The organism is Paracrocinitomix mangrovi, assembly GCF_019740355.2.
GTDB lineage: Bacteria > Bacteroidota > Bacteroidia > Flavobacteriales_D > Crocinitomicaceae > Paracrocinitomix > Paracrocinitomix mangrovi.
On sequence record NZ_CP091819.1, the window covers coordinates 424,134 to 440,766 of the forward strand.

At 33.3% G+C, this 16,633-nt stretch carries 13 protein-coding genes; 7 read left to right on the forward strand and 6 right to left on the reverse strand.

The features are described 5' to 3' along the window. Positions 1-73 precede the first annotated feature (73 nt). Both K6119_RS01895 and K6119_RS01900 read right to left on the reverse strand, forming a co-directional pair. Entirely contained in the window at positions 74-526 is a 453-nt protein-coding gene (locus tag K6119_RS01895; RefSeq protein WP_221834128.1) for a hypothetical protein, read from the reverse strand. A gap of 140 nt (positions 527-666) precedes the next feature. Next, entirely contained in the window at positions 667-1,077 is a 411-nt protein-coding gene (locus K6119_RS01900) for a hypothetical protein (RefSeq protein ID WP_221834127.1), read from the reverse strand. A 334-nt stretch (positions 1,078-1,411) separates the two neighbouring features. Between K6119_RS01900 and K6119_RS01905 the strand changes: the two genes are divergently transcribed. From K6119_RS01905 to K6119_RS01920, 4 genes are all read left to right on the forward strand, one after another. Further along, positions 1,412-2,176 carry a helix-turn-helix domain-containing protein gene (locus K6119_RS01905; RefSeq protein WP_221834125.1) on the forward strand — a complete coding sequence of 255 codons (765 nt, stop codon included), beginning with the start codon at positions 1,412-1,414 and terminating at the stop codon, positions 2,174-2,176. Between the two features lie 85 nt (positions 2,177-2,261). Beyond that, positions 2,262-2,948 carry a DUF4386 domain-containing protein gene (locus K6119_RS01910; protein ID WP_221834123.1) on the forward strand — a complete coding sequence of 229 codons (687 nt, stop codon included), beginning with the start codon at positions 2,262-2,264 and terminating at the stop codon, positions 2,946-2,948. A 7-nt stretch (positions 2,949-2,955) separates the two neighbouring features. Continuing rightward, the gene (locus K6119_RS01915; protein ID WP_221834121.1) at positions 2,956-3,984 is read left to right on the forward strand and encodes a hypothetical protein; all 1,029 of its coding nucleotides are present in this window, start codon (positions 2,956-2,958) and stop codon (positions 3,982-3,984) included. Then, positions 3,981-5,438, forward strand: a complete 1,458-nt coding sequence (locus K6119_RS01920; RefSeq protein WP_221834119.1) for a S41 family peptidase — start codon at positions 3,981-3,983, stop codon at positions 5,436-5,438. Before K6119_RS01915 ends, K6119_RS01920 begins: the two co-directional genes overlap by 4 nt. A gap of 241 nt (positions 5,439-5,679) precedes the next feature. On the opposite strand, the gene K6119_RS01925 is transcribed toward K6119_RS01920, so the two are convergent. The 3 genes from K6119_RS01925 to K6119_RS01935 all read right to left on the reverse strand — a co-directional run bounded on the left by K6119_RS01925 (position 5,680) and on the right by K6119_RS01935 (position 9,588). Continuing rightward, positions 5,680-5,925: a hypothetical protein gene (locus tag K6119_RS01925; protein WP_221834117.1), complete on the reverse strand. Its 246-nt coding sequence runs from the start codon at positions 5,923-5,925 to the stop codon at positions 5,680-5,682. A 267-nt stretch (positions 5,926-6,192) separates the two neighbouring features. Beyond that, complete coding sequence (locus K6119_RS01930; protein ID WP_221834115.1) at positions 6,193-8,595, reverse strand: tetratricopeptide repeat protein; 2,403 nt, start codon at positions 8,593-8,595, stop codon at positions 6,193-6,195. An 87-nt stretch (positions 8,596-8,682) separates the two neighbouring features. Then, positions 8,683-9,588 carry a hypothetical protein gene (locus K6119_RS01935; protein ID WP_221834114.1) on the reverse strand — a complete coding sequence of 302 codons (906 nt, stop codon included), beginning with the start codon at positions 9,586-9,588 and terminating at the stop codon, positions 8,683-8,685. Between the two features lie 74 nt (positions 9,589-9,662). On the opposite strand from K6119_RS01935, the gene K6119_RS01940 reads away from it, so the two are divergent. Both K6119_RS01940 and K6119_RS01945 read left to right on the forward strand, forming a co-directional pair. After that, a complete protein-coding gene (locus K6119_RS01940) occupies positions 9,663-10,400 on the forward strand; it encodes a hypothetical protein (protein ID WP_221834112.1) in 738 nt (245 codons plus the stop codon). Next, entirely contained in the window at positions 10,400-11,920 is a 1,521-nt protein-coding gene (locus tag K6119_RS01945; RefSeq protein ID WP_221834110.1) for an aldehyde dehydrogenase (NADP(+)), read from the forward strand. The genes K6119_RS01940 and K6119_RS01945 overlap by 1 nt, the downstream gene beginning before the upstream one ends. On the opposite strand, the gene K6119_RS01950 is transcribed toward K6119_RS01945, so the two are convergent. Further along, positions 11,903-14,569, reverse strand: coding sequence for a TonB-dependent receptor (locus K6119_RS01950; protein WP_221834108.1), 2,667 nt, complete (start codon positions 14,567-14,569; stop codon positions 11,903-11,905). The genes K6119_RS01945 and K6119_RS01950 overlap by 18 nt on opposite strands. A 197-nt stretch (positions 14,570-14,766) precedes the next feature. Here K6119_RS01950 and K6119_RS01955 point away from each other — a divergent pair, with 197 nt between their 5' ends. Next, a complete protein-coding gene (locus tag K6119_RS01955; protein ID WP_221834107.1) occupies positions 14,767-16,623 on the forward strand; it encodes a DNA topoisomerase IV subunit B in 1,857 nt (618 codons plus the stop codon). Positions 16,624-16,633 lie beyond the last annotated feature (10 nt).

Sequence of the window (16,633 nt, forward strand, 5' to 3'; positions counted from 1 at the left end):
GCGCTTGGAATTCTTAGATTTCTGTGTATTACTGGGAGCTTTTTAATTGAAATCCACGGTTGGGCTTTGAAATTTATTTATTGTTTTTTACTATTCCATGGTTCTGTTTAACAATATCATGTTCAAAGGGATTGTAAAAATCTTCAACCCATTCATTGTTTTTGAAAATAAAAGAGAGATATGGGCTTAATATAATATTTTGGGTTAGTATTAGGTTATCTCCTTCTTGAGGTGTGTATTGGAAATCAAAGCAGTTTTCACAACTTAAATTTAATTTAACCCATTCAACATCTAGACCTTTTCCAATGTCCTCACTGGGAAAATTATATCTTCCTATCTCTAACTCTTTATTTTTTCCATTATACCTGTATAATATCCAAATGAATTCAATAGGGATTTGGTCATTTTTAGTATTTGGAAGTTTTACAAGTTTCCCTTCTTTATGTATAAACTTATCTGGTTCACGATATTGAATTTCCTTTTCGTTGCAAGTACACAGTTTAAAGCCTTTACTGAAATCACACATAATATTATCAATAGCACATAGCGTTTGGTTAAAGCTAGTAATTTATTGCACGCATTAAGGATAACTAATGTGTTATGCTAAGAAGCATCTACTTATTTTATCGTATCTCTAATTTTTTAATAAAAATTGAAACTGACGAACTAAAATTCTCTGGTTTCCTTGAGCTTTCCTCTTTTGTAATATTCAGTTCTTGCATAACGTCCGTCTATTTGATAAAATACCTTGTACAGCTTACCATTGTTCTTGTAACTGTAATATTTGGAGTTTAAAAAACCACTGTATTTTTTACCTTCAATATAATATGTCAAAGTGTACAAGCCCTCTTCAATAAGTTGGCCTTTTTCATTATAAATCAAATAATATGTACTGTCTTTGGGATTTATTATTTCAAAACTTGTATTCCATTCAGGTTTTTGACAAGGTCGTTGATTCCATGATAGAATAGACTCAAAAACTAAAGTATCTCTTTGATTAACCTCCACCGTATCTACAACTTGAGAATATGCTATTCCACTATAGATAATTAGAAAAAGGAGTATTATTTTTTGCATATTATATACTATATAACGAATTAATCATAAAGCTTAACGCTTTTAAACTTTGATTGAGCAAAATATCCAAATGAATTAAGCTCTTACTTTAATTTGTCCGGATTTCGGGAACAAAATTAACTAATAACTCGGTATAGACTTTTGTATTCTAATATTGATGCGGTTTCTAATTTGTTATCGGAGATTAATTACTTCTCTTGAATAAGAGGGAGAAATTAATACTGAAAACATATTCAATTGCTAAATACTTATCTTAATTTGAAAGCGTTTGATTGGCTTTATTAAAATGATTTTCAAATGATTATTTTTGCATCTGAAGCGTTTAATTGAGAAAATGAAATATGAGATTATACAACCTTGTGACCAACTTAAAGACTTAATAAGTCATTTTTGGATAGGTACATGGGAAAATTCTCAAAAAGCAAACTCTATACATTACATTATTGCAAGTAGTCTAACAGAAATTACATTTGCTTTTAAAGATGACAAAAAAAATTCTGAATTACTGTTTACTTCAATTCAAGGACAAACTGATCAACCAAATCAGCATGCAGTAGAAAATTATAATCATCTAGTCGGTGTGGCCTTTTATTCTCATGCCTTTCCTTACATGTTTAATATTCCAGCTTCCGAGCTTAATAATGAATACCTTTCACTTGATACTTTTCTCGGATACAATGGAAGAATACTTGAAGAAAAAATAGTCTCTGCAGTTTCAACTGAGCAACGAATCCGAATCTTGTCTGAATTTTTTATATCCCTACTTCAAAAACAAAAGTTTGAAGACGAACTGGTCATGAATGTGATTGGAAGTTTAAAAAAAAGTAATGGGGACGTGAAAATGATTGATATCGCAAGTGAATTTAAGATATCACAAAAACAGTTAACTAGAAGATTTAAAACATTTACCGGGTTTAATCCTAAGGTTTATTCTAGAATTATTCGTTTTGAATCTGTGGTTAAAAATTATCCTCGAGTTCAGAATTTCACCGAGTTATCATATCTAAATAATTACTACGACCAAGCTCATTTTATACACGAGTTTAAAACTCTTTCAGGTTTTACACCAAAAGATTTCTGGAAGTTGAGCGAAGAATAAAATACTCCATGTCCATTTTTTACAATTTATTGCAAAACCCTGCCTGTAGTTTTGCAGAAAATTAGAATAATTAATACATGTTAAAATGGACATAAAAAAGAAAACAAGAATTGCAGGACTGCTTATTTTGGTGGGAATGATATGTGGAATTTTTAGCGTTGCACCTGCTGTTGACTCATTAGACTATTTAACTAAAGCTTCTGAGGAGTCTAATCAAACAATCATGGCCGCTATTTTTCAGCTAATACTTTCCCTTTCATATATCGGTTTTGCAATCCTTATCTATTCTATTATAAAGGACTACAGTAAAAGCCACGCAGTTGGATTTATGACCTTCAGAGTTCTAGCAGTAAGCATCTCCGTTATTGGGATCATTCTATTATTATCTACTTTAAGATTAAGTGAAATGTTTGAAGAGAATACTTTAGAAGATTCGACAATTTTTTCAACTATAGGAGAGGTGTTAAAGTACACCCGTGATGTAATCAATCACATCTTTATGGTTTTTCTTTTATGCATAGGCAACATAATTCTTTACCTATTATTTTATAAAACAAAAATTCTTCCACGCTGGATGTCAGTTTGGGGTATAGGTGCAGCTATATGGTCAATATTTGCAAGTGTTCTAGTCCTAATTAAAGTGGTAGACATTATCACACTAGAATATTTAATGTTAAACGTACCTACTGCCATATTTGAGTTACTTCTTGGAGTGTGGCTACTTGTTAAAGGCTTTAACAAAAATAAACTTACACAACTAACAACAAAATAAAGAATTCATGAAGCAAATAGGTGTTTTAATCTCATTCTTAGTTGTGTTATCAGCACAAGCACAAGTATATAGTTATTCGAATTTATACAGAGTTTTGAAAGAGCAAGACAGTATATTTTTTGAACGCTGCTTTAACGAGTGTGATCTTGAATATTTAAACAATCATATTACCGAAGATTTAAAATTCTTTCATGATCAAAGCGGTTACCAAAACAAGGAAGTATTTCTTGACAATACACTAAAATACATCTGTAGTGATTTTGAAAAAAAACCAATTCGGCTATTAGATGAAAATAGTTTAGCCGTATCTCCGCTTTTCAATAATGGAAAACTATATGCAGCAATTCAAACAGGGATACATCATTTCTTTTTAAGGCAGGAGAACAAGGATGATGTTTGGACAAGCTCTGCAAAATTTACTCATGTTTGGGTTATTGATGATGAAAAATGGAAGCTATCTGTAGTTTTAAGCTATAATCACAATAATGAACTAAATGAGTCTCAAAATCTAGAAAAAGATCCTTTTGAAGAGTATATATTCAGCACATATGATTACGCATATTTATCCGGAAAAAAATTGGTCGTACAAAATAGCGTTCCTAAAGGGGGACTAAAATATACCACTGATAATACAAATAAATTCTATGCTGTATTCTGGAGTCGTATAATCAATGAAACGAACCATTCATTCCAATTAAGGATGAATTTCTCAGCAGATTCTAGTGTTCTTTATACTTCACCCTACACATATTTCAACTTGTATTTACCATCCGCAAAAATGAAGGAAGTGTCTTTAGATGAATTTAATTATGGACTGGATTTAAAGTCCTTTTTAGATGAAAACATTAATAAACCAACCGAGTTAAATAGAAAAGTTCATTCAAATGAGTCTTTTTCCTTTTATGTTGTAGCAGTTTTTAATCGAGGAGTACAGGGTACTTTAAGATCCGAAATTACTTTACAAGATCAATCGATCTATTATACTGTAAATGAAAAAAAAATGCAAATTGGTTCGATCAAACAAATTATTAAATGAATCTTACTAAACTTATTATAGCTCTTATGTTTCCGGTTGTTGTCTCTGCACAGACAACATTAACACAAAAACAGATACGAGATGACTACAGAATTTTCAAATCGATCTTAATCTCAGTACATCCTTCATTTTACGAGTACAACACAATTGAAGACTGGGACAGCATTTTTAATAAAGTAGAAAAAACGGAATTAAATCATCTTAAGAATGCAGATGAATTCTATAGAACTCTTTGTTCGATTGCAAATAATGTTAGGGATGGGCATTTAATGGTCTACCACTCAAAAATGGATACAATTCCAAAAATGTTTCCATTAATGTTAAAAATAATTGATAGCAAACTATACACCGACACTGATGAATTTAACATCCCTCTGTGTTCTGAAATTATTTCCATTAATGGAGTAAGTAGTTCACAATTATTAGATAAAATGCTTAAATATGTTCCTGCTGATGGCAATAATTTGACCAAAAAATATAGGCAAATTGAAAGAGAGTTTGGTATCCTCCATTATTATGAATTTGGGAAATTCGACCAGTTCGAAATAGAATATTTGACACCAGAAAATCAATTGACAACAACTGCTGTCTATAGTCAAGTATTTGAAGAAATAGGTGACAGATATCCTTTAAGAAATTCACATTTTGCTTTATATCACGGTTATTCAGACCGTAATTTATACTTCCAAGAACGAATTAATGAAAAGTGGCCATTTTATAATTTTATTGATTCCATCAACACGGCCGTGATTACAGTGAATTCTTTTGGATTGGAACCAAAAGAATTTAATTCAAGACTCATTGAAATTTTTATGGATTTTAGAAAGAAAAAGGTAAAGAATTTGATTGTGGATGTTAGACAAAATAATGGAGGATACAGGATAAATGCTATTAATTTATTTTCATTATTAACTAATAAACCATTCAAACAAAGAGTATCAGAAAGTGTTATTACTTCTACATTATTTGAAGAAGAGTATATTATCGATACACTTTCAAATTATGACCTATTCTTAACCAATTACTTTGCTAATAGTATTCAAGAGAACAATAGATGGGTATTGAAAAAAGATCATGCAGAAAATGAATTAGAACCTAATAAAAGACGATTTAAGGGACATACATACGTGCTAATTGGTGGAAGAACTTTTTCAGCTGGTTCAGCATTTGCGTTAAATGCGAAAAATGACCCCAACATTGCACTTGTAGGTGAAGAAACTGGTGGAGGTTATTATTTTCATACGGGACAATATCCCGTTTTATACCAACTTCCGTATTCAAAAATAATGTTAAGAATATCTTTGGTGAAAATTGATCACTATGTTAATGACAATACACAGCCTAAAGGACGAGGAATAATACCTGATTACAATGTAAATTTATCAGTTGAGGACTTGAAAAAAGGAAAAGACACTCAGTTGGACTTTGTAATTAATCATATTCAAAATAATTAGAGGCTTTTATGCTAAAAGGATATCCAATAATTCTGTTATTTTTTAAAAAAAGGAATAGTGTTATAGTTATTAACAGGGACAAATCTAATTTATTCTTGGATTTCTAACTTTAACAACATTGTTTAATCCTTGACAGTTGCTTCTACAGCCCTTGTGGTTCTAAATTGTTACTCCTTTGTTACTTTTTAAGGTGAAAATCTCCTACTTTACTGAGTTCATCACATTTTGTATTGGGAAGTAATTAATCTAACTCTTTAAATAAACTAACATCTGCATATTTCATCTGGTGATGACCTTTGTGTTTCTTCTTTTTGTGTTTTTTATGTCCGGGATTATTTGATCTTGGATGATGTGGATTTTTAGGGTTTTTATACCATCCTTTGTGTTTGCCATTGTCATGTCTTATTGAAACTGTACAAGAACTTGTAATTATTGACAAAGTGAAAATAAATGGAACTAAGTATTTGATTCTTTTAATATTAAACATAATGTGAATTTTGAATAATATCAATCAAAATGAGTTACATTCCTTTTTTAAATTCTTGATAAAAGAAGTTTAAACAAATGAAATTCAGTGCTTTAGATATTTTTGGTAGATTTTTAAACTATGTTAAATGGTTTTCAAATTGAATTTGTTTTTTCAAATTGAAAAAGATTTTTAAACCCTCACACCTATTACCCTTCGACAGGCTGCGCCACCGCTAAAGCTTTTGCGACACGCGGTCAGGATAAACTGCTTAAATAGATGTTCGAATTATATTCTCACACCTATTACGCAAACATCATCTAGCTGCTCTAAACTACCTTTCCATTCTTCAAAGGCTTCATGAATTAACACTCTTTGTTTGTCCATACTTTCACTTTGAATAGAGAGCAAAAGTGTTTTGAAATTTTTGGCTTTGAACTTTTTGCCTTTGTCACCGCCAAATTGATCAGCAAACCCATCTGAAAAAATGTAAATAGTGTCTCCTGAGTTTAAGGTGGTGGTATGTGTAGTGAAAGGTTCAGCATTTCCAAATTTTCCAATAGGCTGTTTGTCTGCCTTAATTTCTTCCACATCCTGAGCACCATTTCTAATGATCCATAAAGGGTTGTGGGCACCCGCATACTTTAGAATAGAATGAGAAGCAGAATGAGAATGAGAAGGAGTAGCAGAATGAGTATGAGGTTGAGAATGAGATGGAGATATAGAATGATATAGAGAATGAGTATGAGTGTTTACTTCATTCCTACTGTCATTCTCATTCTCTATATCATTCTTTTTATTGAGTGTAAGTGAAACAAGTGCAATGTCCATTCCGTCTTTTACTTCTTCTTCAGATTTTTCAAATTCTTGAATGACAATTTCCCTTGTTTTATCTAAGATCTCACCTGGATCCGTTAAACCATGTTCTCTTACTGATCTATTTAAACCATTATTACAAACAACACTTACCATAGCTCCCGGAACGCCGTGTCCAGTGCAATCTGCAGCAGCAAAAATTATGTGGTCATCTTTAGTTTCAAGCCAATAAAAATCCCCGGCTACAATGTCCTTAGGACTATAAAGTATAAATGAATCTTGTAGATATTCTTTAACCAGTTTTTGAGGTGGTAAAATTGCAGATTGAATGCGCTTTGCGTAAGTGATTGAGTCAATTATTTCTTGATTTTTCTCTTCTAATTCCTGATGTGCATGCTCGATAATTACTTTTTGCTTACTGGTAACTTTAAATCTTTGATATACAAATCCGGCGAATAAGGCTATCATCAATAATCCACCAATTAAAACGTACTGTTGATTGCGTTTCACTTTTATTTCAGCTTCTTGCTTTTCCATTTGGATGGTGGCAATTTCTTTTTCTTTGGCATAAGCTACACTGTCCGCAGCTGTTTGTTTTTCATAGGCATATTTATACTCTTGTCGAATAATTTCTTGTTGATGTTCAATGCTTTCAATACTGTCTCTGGTTTCAATGTACAGTTCATACATTCTTAGACTTTCACTATATTTTCCTAAAGACTTGTTGATTTTCCACAGTGTTTTGGCTGCTTCATTTACTTCAATTGTAGCACCTATCTCTTGAGCAATTTGCAAGGATTTTTTACCATATGCCAAACCTTGTGAATATTTACCTAGTTTTAAATAAGCTCTTCCTAAACCGTTTAGCGAATTTGAAATCCCTTGCTGAAAGCCAATTTCTTCGTGCATTTCCAATGCATTTTGAAAATACTCAATTGCCTTTTCGTTTTCACCCATTTCTTCATAAGCACTTCCTATGTTATTCAGTGTGATGGCTATGATCTCGCCATCTTCAACTTCCTCAGCTATTTCAATGCATTTTTCATAATATTCTATAGCAGTTTTATTTTCTCCTGTAGCATTATAAACTTTACCAATACTATTATATGCAGTTGCTATTTGTCTTTTGTCTTTGTTCTCTTTAGCTAAACTCAAACTTTTTTTGAAATACTCAAGGGCTATGTCATTTTCACCTTGATCAACATACACAAGTCCAATGTTGTTATATGATGCTGTCATTCCATGCTTATCTTCTAATTGCTCATCAATCTTTAAGCTTCTGGTGTAATATTCAATGCATTTAGAGTAATCCCCTTTGTTAGAATAGAGTATCCCTATGTTATTATAAGACTGCGATAAACCTTCCTGATCACCATGTTTCAGCTTAATGTCCACGCTTTTTTCATAATACTCAAGTGATTTGTCATAATCTCCCATGTCTGAATAAACTGCACCAATATTGTTGTACGTTCGCGAAACACCTAATTCATTTCCTAGTTTTTCTTCAAAAGCTATACTTGCCAGATAGTATTCAATTGCTTTATCAAAATCACTTAAATAATAGTAAATGCTTCCTAGATTATTGCTAGCGGCAGCACGAACTTTAAGGTAAAAGGTCTCTTCATTTTCAACAAGCTTTGTTTCCAGATTTAAAGCAGATAAGCTATCCATCTTAAGATTAAGTTCTAGATCTAATTCAACATCAAAATAATAAATCAACTGGTCCCAGTCATTCCAGGCTTTAATGATAATTGAATCGTGTTCTGCGTTTTGAATTACATCTTGAAGTGAATCAACAATTGCGCTCTCTTCTTCAGTTAGTTGACTAAAACTGATGTAGGGAAGCAGTAATAATATGACCAGTAGTTTTTTCAATTGATAGTACACCTAAGAGATGCTAAAACAATGTAATAATTATGTTGTAAACTTCAATAGATTTTTAGGAATTAGATTTGCTTAATATTACTCTGACCATGTATTGTGAGCGCCTATCATTTCCCAAGAATTTCCTTTCCTTTTCAAGATGGCAGACCCGCCTCCATATTCAATTCTAAAATCCGCTCTTGCATATTGAAATTCTTTATCAAATGTAATGGAGTATATCTTTGGAAAAGATTCTAAATGCCAATTTTTATCCCAATGATGACCAATAATGTGAACTTTTCGTTCTAGAAAGCCCTCTTTTGTATCGGCATACTTTTTTAAGTCTCTTCCTTCTGTATCTGCAGTTGAACGTTTATAAGTGGAACCCATAAAATTTGTCAATATTTTACTGTACTTAGAGGTAAGGTATACGCATTTTTTATTTTCAATATTTAAGGTAGGTCTAAAGTTTTCAATCTTTAACAGTGGTGTTTTCTCAATTTCTCTGATATAAATATAAAATCCGTTATTTGGATGGAACCTTTCAATCGTTCTAGGGGCAAATTTCCCGTCTTTTTTTTCTAAATACAAAGCTCTTGCTTTTTCAGATTTAACAGTGCTGTTAATTCTGTCAACCATATATTTCTCAGCTTGTACTTCATTAAAATAGATGATATCTGTTGTATATAAGTTAATGTAATTTTGAATAATTAAATACTCAACTGAGTCATACATGTTTTTATCATGGCCTTTATATCCAATTTTATCCAAATGAGTTGGGTCATAGAGCATTTTGAAAATTTGGTGTGCGCTTCTTTTTAAACTGTCTTTGGTTTCAAATAAAGAGTCTGGATGAGCATCATATTCGTTATGCCAATTATTGAAGAACTTATTAAGAAGTGAATCAGATTCGGTTTTATATGCTTTATTTAATAATGCTTTTTGTGATTGAGTGTTTCCACAAACACACATAAAAATTGATATAATGAATAGGGTCAGTTTCATTTTGTTTAAATATCAGAAAAAATCATAACTCTTTGAAGTTTTATTAATTTTGATTGAAATAATAAAATCTAACAATGAAAAACTCACTAATACCTGCATTTGCTGCTTTTTTAATGTTTTCTTGCTCACAATCACCGCAAAACTTAGTTGATTCGAGAAAAGAAGACGCCATCAAGAAATTTGATCAGTTTTATGCCTGTTATGAAATTGCAAAAACTACACCTCCTATGCATTCTGATGAAATCCATTATGAAGAAGATGATGCTTGCATGGATTATGGGGATTGTCAAAATTGCTATCAAATAGGGATGGAAAGTTTTAAAGATTTAAGTGAGCCTTTAGATATTCCTTTTGACGGAACAAGAAGAAGAGAGCATGCAGATATGGCTAAATTGTTTGGTATTGATTTAAGTGAGCACAAAGAACCTCATGATTATCCTGTTACAGAGAATTACAGTTATCAAAAAATAGATAATGAAAGTGGAAGCTGTACAAATGCTATTTTGCAGTTTTTGGACACCAAGTATTTGTTAATCAATAGAATGAAAACTATACACGAACCAAGTATGGCCGGTGCAAGTCAGTTTAACTCAGGATTAGTTGAGGGAGATGTTTTGGTTTTTGATGTAGAGAAAGCAAAATTATTGGGTGGATTCACTGTGAGTTCTCAAAATGATCAAAACGTTCAAACTTCTTCGGGTAGAGATATTGAAAATGTACGTGCCGATTTGGAAATGAATGTTCAGGGGGTAATAAGAGATAAGTTTAAAAAATTAACTCCTTCTTTGGAAGGTGAGAGCTTTGAGTTTTAATGCAAATTCACGGTAAAAATCATATAGGATTTCAATTAAAGGCCTCAGGAGATAAAACTTTCAAAACTTTTGATCCTGAAAGCAATGCTGATAATGAATGGATCTTTCATGAAGCAATTGAAAGTGAAATAAATGAAGCTGTATCTCTTGCTAAAAAAGCTTTTTCACTGTTTAAAAATATTGCTGATTCAAAAAGAGCAACGTTTTTACGAAAAATCGCGGAGAACATTGAAAATCTGGGTGATGAGCTTTTGACCGTATATTCTAAAGAATCTGGTTTACCAACTTCAAGAGCTAAAATTGAAAGACAAAGAACATGCAATCAACTAAGGATGTTTGTAGATTTCATTGAATCTGACAATTGGCGAGAAACAATATTTGAAGAAGCGATTCCCGAAAGATCACCGAATCCAAAACCATCTTTATTAAAAACATATAAACCTTTAGGGCCGGTTGTGGTTTTTGGCGCCAGTAATTTTCCGTTTGCTTATTCTACTGCAGGAGGTGATACGGCCAGCGCTTTAGCCTCTGGATGTCCGGTAATTGTTAAGGGACACCCAATGCACGCGGGCACAGGGAGTTTGGTTGCAGATATGATAATTAAAGCAGCGAAAGAAACAGGAATGCCTGAAGGAGTTTTTTCTAATTTACAAAGCAGTGGAATAGAAGTAGGGCAAATGCTTCTGAATCATCCGGGAATCAAAGCAGTTGGATTTACTGGTAGTATAAGAGGAGGAAGGGCTTTGATGGATTTAGCTGCCAAAAGAGCAGAACCAATTCCTGTTTTTGCAGAAATGGGAAGCATAAATCCTGTGTTTATTTCACCGGATAGCATTAGTTACGAGTCAGATAAATGGATAGAGATTATTACAAAGTCAGTGCTTTCGGGTACAGGTCAGTTTTGTACTAACCCAGGTTTAATCATTGGGATTGATTCGGAAGAATTAATGCGGTTTGCCAAGAAACTGGCAAGTACTGTTGCAGATGAGAATGCTTCAGTTATGTTGAATCCATCCATTCAAAAATCTTATAATAATCTAAGAGAACAGGCCTTAAAACAATCTGAAGTAATCCAACTGACAGCTGAAGGGAAAGTTCCGGCTAATTATGCTTGTCAGACAATTGCTACAGTTAAGGCAGAAGAGTTTATTAAGAATCCAACATTAAGGCATGAGGTTTTTGGACCCTATTCAATTGTTGTTCGAGCTAAAGATAAAAGCGAGTTGATTGAACTTATTCAAAATCTTGAAGGTCAGTTAACAGGAACTTTGATCTTGCAGAAAAATGAATATGATAAATACAAAGAACTGGTCAGTGTTCTAGAAGATAGAGTAGGTAGGGTTATTTTTAATGGAGTTCCAACAGGGGTAGAAGTAACTGCTGCAATGACACATGGCGGACCTTATCCTGCTTCTTCAGACTCAAGGTTTACGGCTGTTGGTGTGTATTCAATAAAAAGATGGTTAAGACCGGTTACTTATCAGAATTTTCCTACAGAATTATTACCACTTAACGATTAGTCGTAAGTTTAGCCTACGTCCGGTGAGGTGGTTAGGAATGGCATAATATCTTGCACTAACATCTTGTAACCATTGATAGGAAATTACATTGTTTATCCCTAACAAATTAAAGGCATCCAAACTAACCGTTAGCTGATCAAGTTTGTTAAAGAATTTTTTATCCTTCACTTTGTCCTTGTTCTGCGGATTAATAAAGTCATACATAAATCCAAGATCAACTCTAAAATAACTGTCAGTTCTCAATACGTCTTTGTATCGCTCATAGGTAGGAGGACCATAAGGAAGTGGTGTTCCAAACAGAAGGTTTACAGACACTTTAAAGTCCGGTACTCTTGGCATGTGGTCCTGGAAAAACAAAGAGAATGTGAATGTTTGATCCGTTGGTCTTGGAATATAACCCGGAGATTGTAAAATGGAATCTGTAGCTATGCTGTTAAAAGTATATCCCTGAATAATAGTATCTCCATCAGAATTCAGATAGATATAATAGTCGTCATTCTTAATGTCTTCAGCCGTTTTAAGAAAACCAACCCTGAAAAATGACTCAACTCCTTTAATGAATTCGCCGTGAATTTTTGCATCTAAACCATATGCATAAGCAACTGCACTATTTTCACCGTAATACCTGATTCTGACATTGTCAATTTCATAAGGAACAACATCCCACATGTATTTGTAATAAGCTTCGGTAACAAACTTAAATGGACGGTTCCACATTTTGAAATACACATCCATTCCTAAAACATTGTGAAATGATTTTTGAGATACCACATCAGGATTTATAGTTCCCAAAATACCTCTCATTGTCCTGTACAATGGTGGTTGATAGTAAAGTCCACTTGCAAATCTAAACTTCATGTTACGTCTTGTAACCGTTGAATCCTCATTTAAAATGTAAGATCTAGGGGTATAGGTCATGCTCAATCTAGGAGTGATCCAATATTCTTCATTGTAAGTTCTGAATCCTCCTCTTGTTCCCAGGGTCATTGAGAATTTAGCGGGGCTATCAGCTAATGTATCTGTTTTATAGATAAAGTACTTAGTAGAATCATTTTTGATCTTCTTTTTAAGTGAGAGTGGTTTTGATTTGAATCGAACCCAGTTTTGAGTAAACTGATAATGCGCCGTAAAACGATAAGTTTCAACTCTATTGTCTTGTTTAATTACCTCTTGTAATTCTATTTCATCAGGGTTTCCAATAGGCAATGAGTATCCTGCAGAATCTATCATGTGCCATTCACTTAAAACATCATTGAACAATTCATATTGCGCTTTAGCTCCCCAACGCATTTCCCCAAAAGTTGTCATGATTTCACCATTAATTAGCTTAAGAGATTTGCGTTTGGTGGTGTACTTTGAATTCATGTAGACATTACCAATCCACACATTCAGGTCGTTTCTTCCGTGATCTAAAAATCCTCCAACACCAACGTTGCTTGTAGAATCACCAAATTCTTCTTTAGAAGGATCTGTTTCTAATTGATTGATCCAGTACTGTCCTAAAATATCAAAGTGCTCACTTTCAATTGAATGGAAAACAGAAGCGATAAAATCTGTTTTCAAGTTTTTGTTTTTACGCCATTCAACACCTGTGGCAGCTGTAAACGTCTGGAATTTGGTTTCTTCTTGTCCTTCATAAAATACTCTCAATTGATATGCTTCATTCACTGTTCCCCAATTGGTGAGTCTGGTAGTAGGGACAAAACGATAATTGTTATTTGAGTAATGACCAAGTAATATCAACTTTGTATAACTGTCAGGACTGTTATAATTCAAGTAATAATTGGTAAGAACTTGATAATCAAAGAATGTTGGGTTGTAATCCCCCTGAGTTGGTAAAGCACTTAAAATATAACTGTTTGCCCTGTATCTGGCTCCGGTTATATAATTGAATCTTTTGTTTTTAGAAACGCCCTCAATATGAGCCTGACCGCCCATTAAACTTGCTTGTGCACTTCCTCCAAAATTCAACGGTTCTCTGTACTTTATATCTAAAACAGAAGAAAGTTTATCTCCGTAATAGGCATCAAAACCACCTGCAGAAAAGGAGATGTTTTCAACAAATGCTGAATTGATAAAACTTAAACCTTCTTGCTGTCCTGAACGAACCAAAAATGGTCTGTAAATCTGAATTCCATTGACATAAATAAGGTTTTCATCATAATTTCCTCCACGAACGTTGTAATTAGCTGTGAGTTCATTGTTGGATGAAACTCCCAATCCTACCATTTTGATGTAATCTTCGGCATTACCCTGGACACTGGTAATTCTAAACAAGTCAACATGAGGTAATTTATCAATGAAATCACCAGTTGGTCCACCAACTACGGTTACTTTGGTTAATACATTGTCATCTAAGATGAACTTACCAAGATGAATATCAACAGAATCTACAGTAACTTCTGTCAATAAATTCTCTGTTCCGGCAAATCTTGCTCTTATAATGTAAGTGTCGTTTGGAGGCAGTTCTAGTGTAAAGTCACCTAATGCATTTGTAAGTGCTTGAGAACCCTGGATTCCGTCTACTTTGATTTTTACTCTTTCTATCCCGTTTCCTTCAGTATCAACAATATTACCTTTTACCTTGATTTTTTGGGCAAAGATGGTTGCGTTAAGGCAAATGAACAGTATGGAAAGTAGTTTTCTCAAATCAGGCTGTAAATGTATCAATTCAGCTGCAAAACAAAACGCAATGTTTTCTACAATATTTTAAAAGAGTCCACAATATGATTGATAAATTGTTAATATTCTTTTGGTTTTCTGCGTTTAAGGTCTTGATATCTCTATTATTTTTGTTGATATGGCAGCCTTCATAGTATTTTGAAGGCATATTGAAATTTGAGAAGATGGCAGAAAACAATCAAACCAACTATACAGAAGATAACATCCGGTCACTTGATTGGAAGGAGCATATCAGGTTAAGACCGGGTATGTATATCGGAAAGCTAGGTGATGGAGGAGCAGCAGATGATGGGATTTACGTTTTAGTGAAAGAGGTGATGGACAATTCAATAGATGAGTTTGTCATGGGTAACGGAAAACGTATCAATGTCAAAATCAAAGATGGAGTGGTCAGTATTAGGGATTTCGGACGTGGAATTCCATTGGGTAAAGTAATTGATTGTGTTTCCAAAATAAATACTGGGGGAAAATACGATTCAAAGGCTTTTAAAAAGTCGGTTGGATTAAATGGGGTAGGTACTAAGGCAGTTAACGCATTGTCAACTCATTTTTTAGTTGAATCATACAGGGATGGAGAGCGAAAAAGAGCTTCTTTTAAAGATGGTGAACTGGTTGAGGATGAAAAAGTTGATAAAACAGATGAGAGAAATGGTACTTACATTGAGTTTAAACCGGATGAAACCATTTTCAAAAATTACAAATTCAGGGTTCAGTACTTACAAAAACTTTTCTGGAATTATTGTTACTTAAACAGGGGATTGGCCATTTATTTTAATGGTGAAAAGTACATGTCAGAAAATGGATTACAAGATCTATTAGAAGACAATATGGAGAGTGATCCTTTGTATCCTATCATCCATCTAGAGGGAGAAGATATAGAAGTAGCCATTACGCACGTAAGAAGTTACGGTGAAAATTATTATTCATTCGTTAATGGACAGCACACAACACAAGGAGGAACGCATCTAAGTGAATTTAGAGGTGCTGTTGCCAAAGTGATTAAGGAGTTTTTTGGAAAAAACTATGATGCTGTGGATATTCGTCAGTCAATGGTTGCAGCAGTTTCAGTGAAAGTTATAGAGCCTGTTTTTGAGTCTCAAACTAAAACAAAATTAGGGTCACAAGAAATTGAACCAGGAGGAACTTCAATGAGAGCCTTTATAGGAGATTTCTTAAAAACAAAACTGGACAATTATCTACATAAAAATCCAAAGACTGCGGAGATCATGGAAAGAAAGATCAAGCAATCTGAGAAAGAGCGTAAAGAATTGTCCGGAATTAGAAAATTGGCCAGAGAGAGAGCGAAGAAGGCAAGTTTGCACAATAAGAAGTTAAGAGATTGTAGAGTGCATTACAACGATAATAAAGATGATAGATACAAGGAGTCTAGTATTTTTATTACAGAAGGTGATTCTGCAAGTGGATCTATTACAAAATCAAGAAATGTAAACACGCAAGCAGTCTTTAGTTTAAGGGGGAAACCTCTAAATTCTTACGGTTTGACTAAAAAAGTAGTTTATGAAAACGAAGAGTTTAACTTGCTTCAGGCGGCTTTAAACATTGAAGATGGAATTGAGGGGTTGAGATATAATAAAGTGATAATTGCTACAGATGCGGATGTAGATGGTATGCACATCAGACTATTACTGTTGACTTTCTTTTTACAGTTTTTTCCTGAATTAGTAAGAGATGGTCACGTTTACATACTGCAAACACCTTTGTTTAGAGTTAGAAACAAAAAAGAAACTAGATATTGCTATACTGAAGAAGAAAGATTAAAGGCGCTAGATGAATTAGGGAAAAATCCTGAAATTACCAGATTTAAAGGGTTGGGAGAGATTTCGCCGGATGAATTCAAGAATTTTATTGGAGAAGATATTCGTTTAGATCCTGTATTAATTGGGCAGGATGCTAAAATTGATGATGTGTTAAGTTTCTACATGGGTAAAAACACGCCAACCAGACAGGATTTTATCATAGACAACCTAAGGGTAGAAGAATCGGTAGAGGAGTTAGATTAATGGTTTAAAT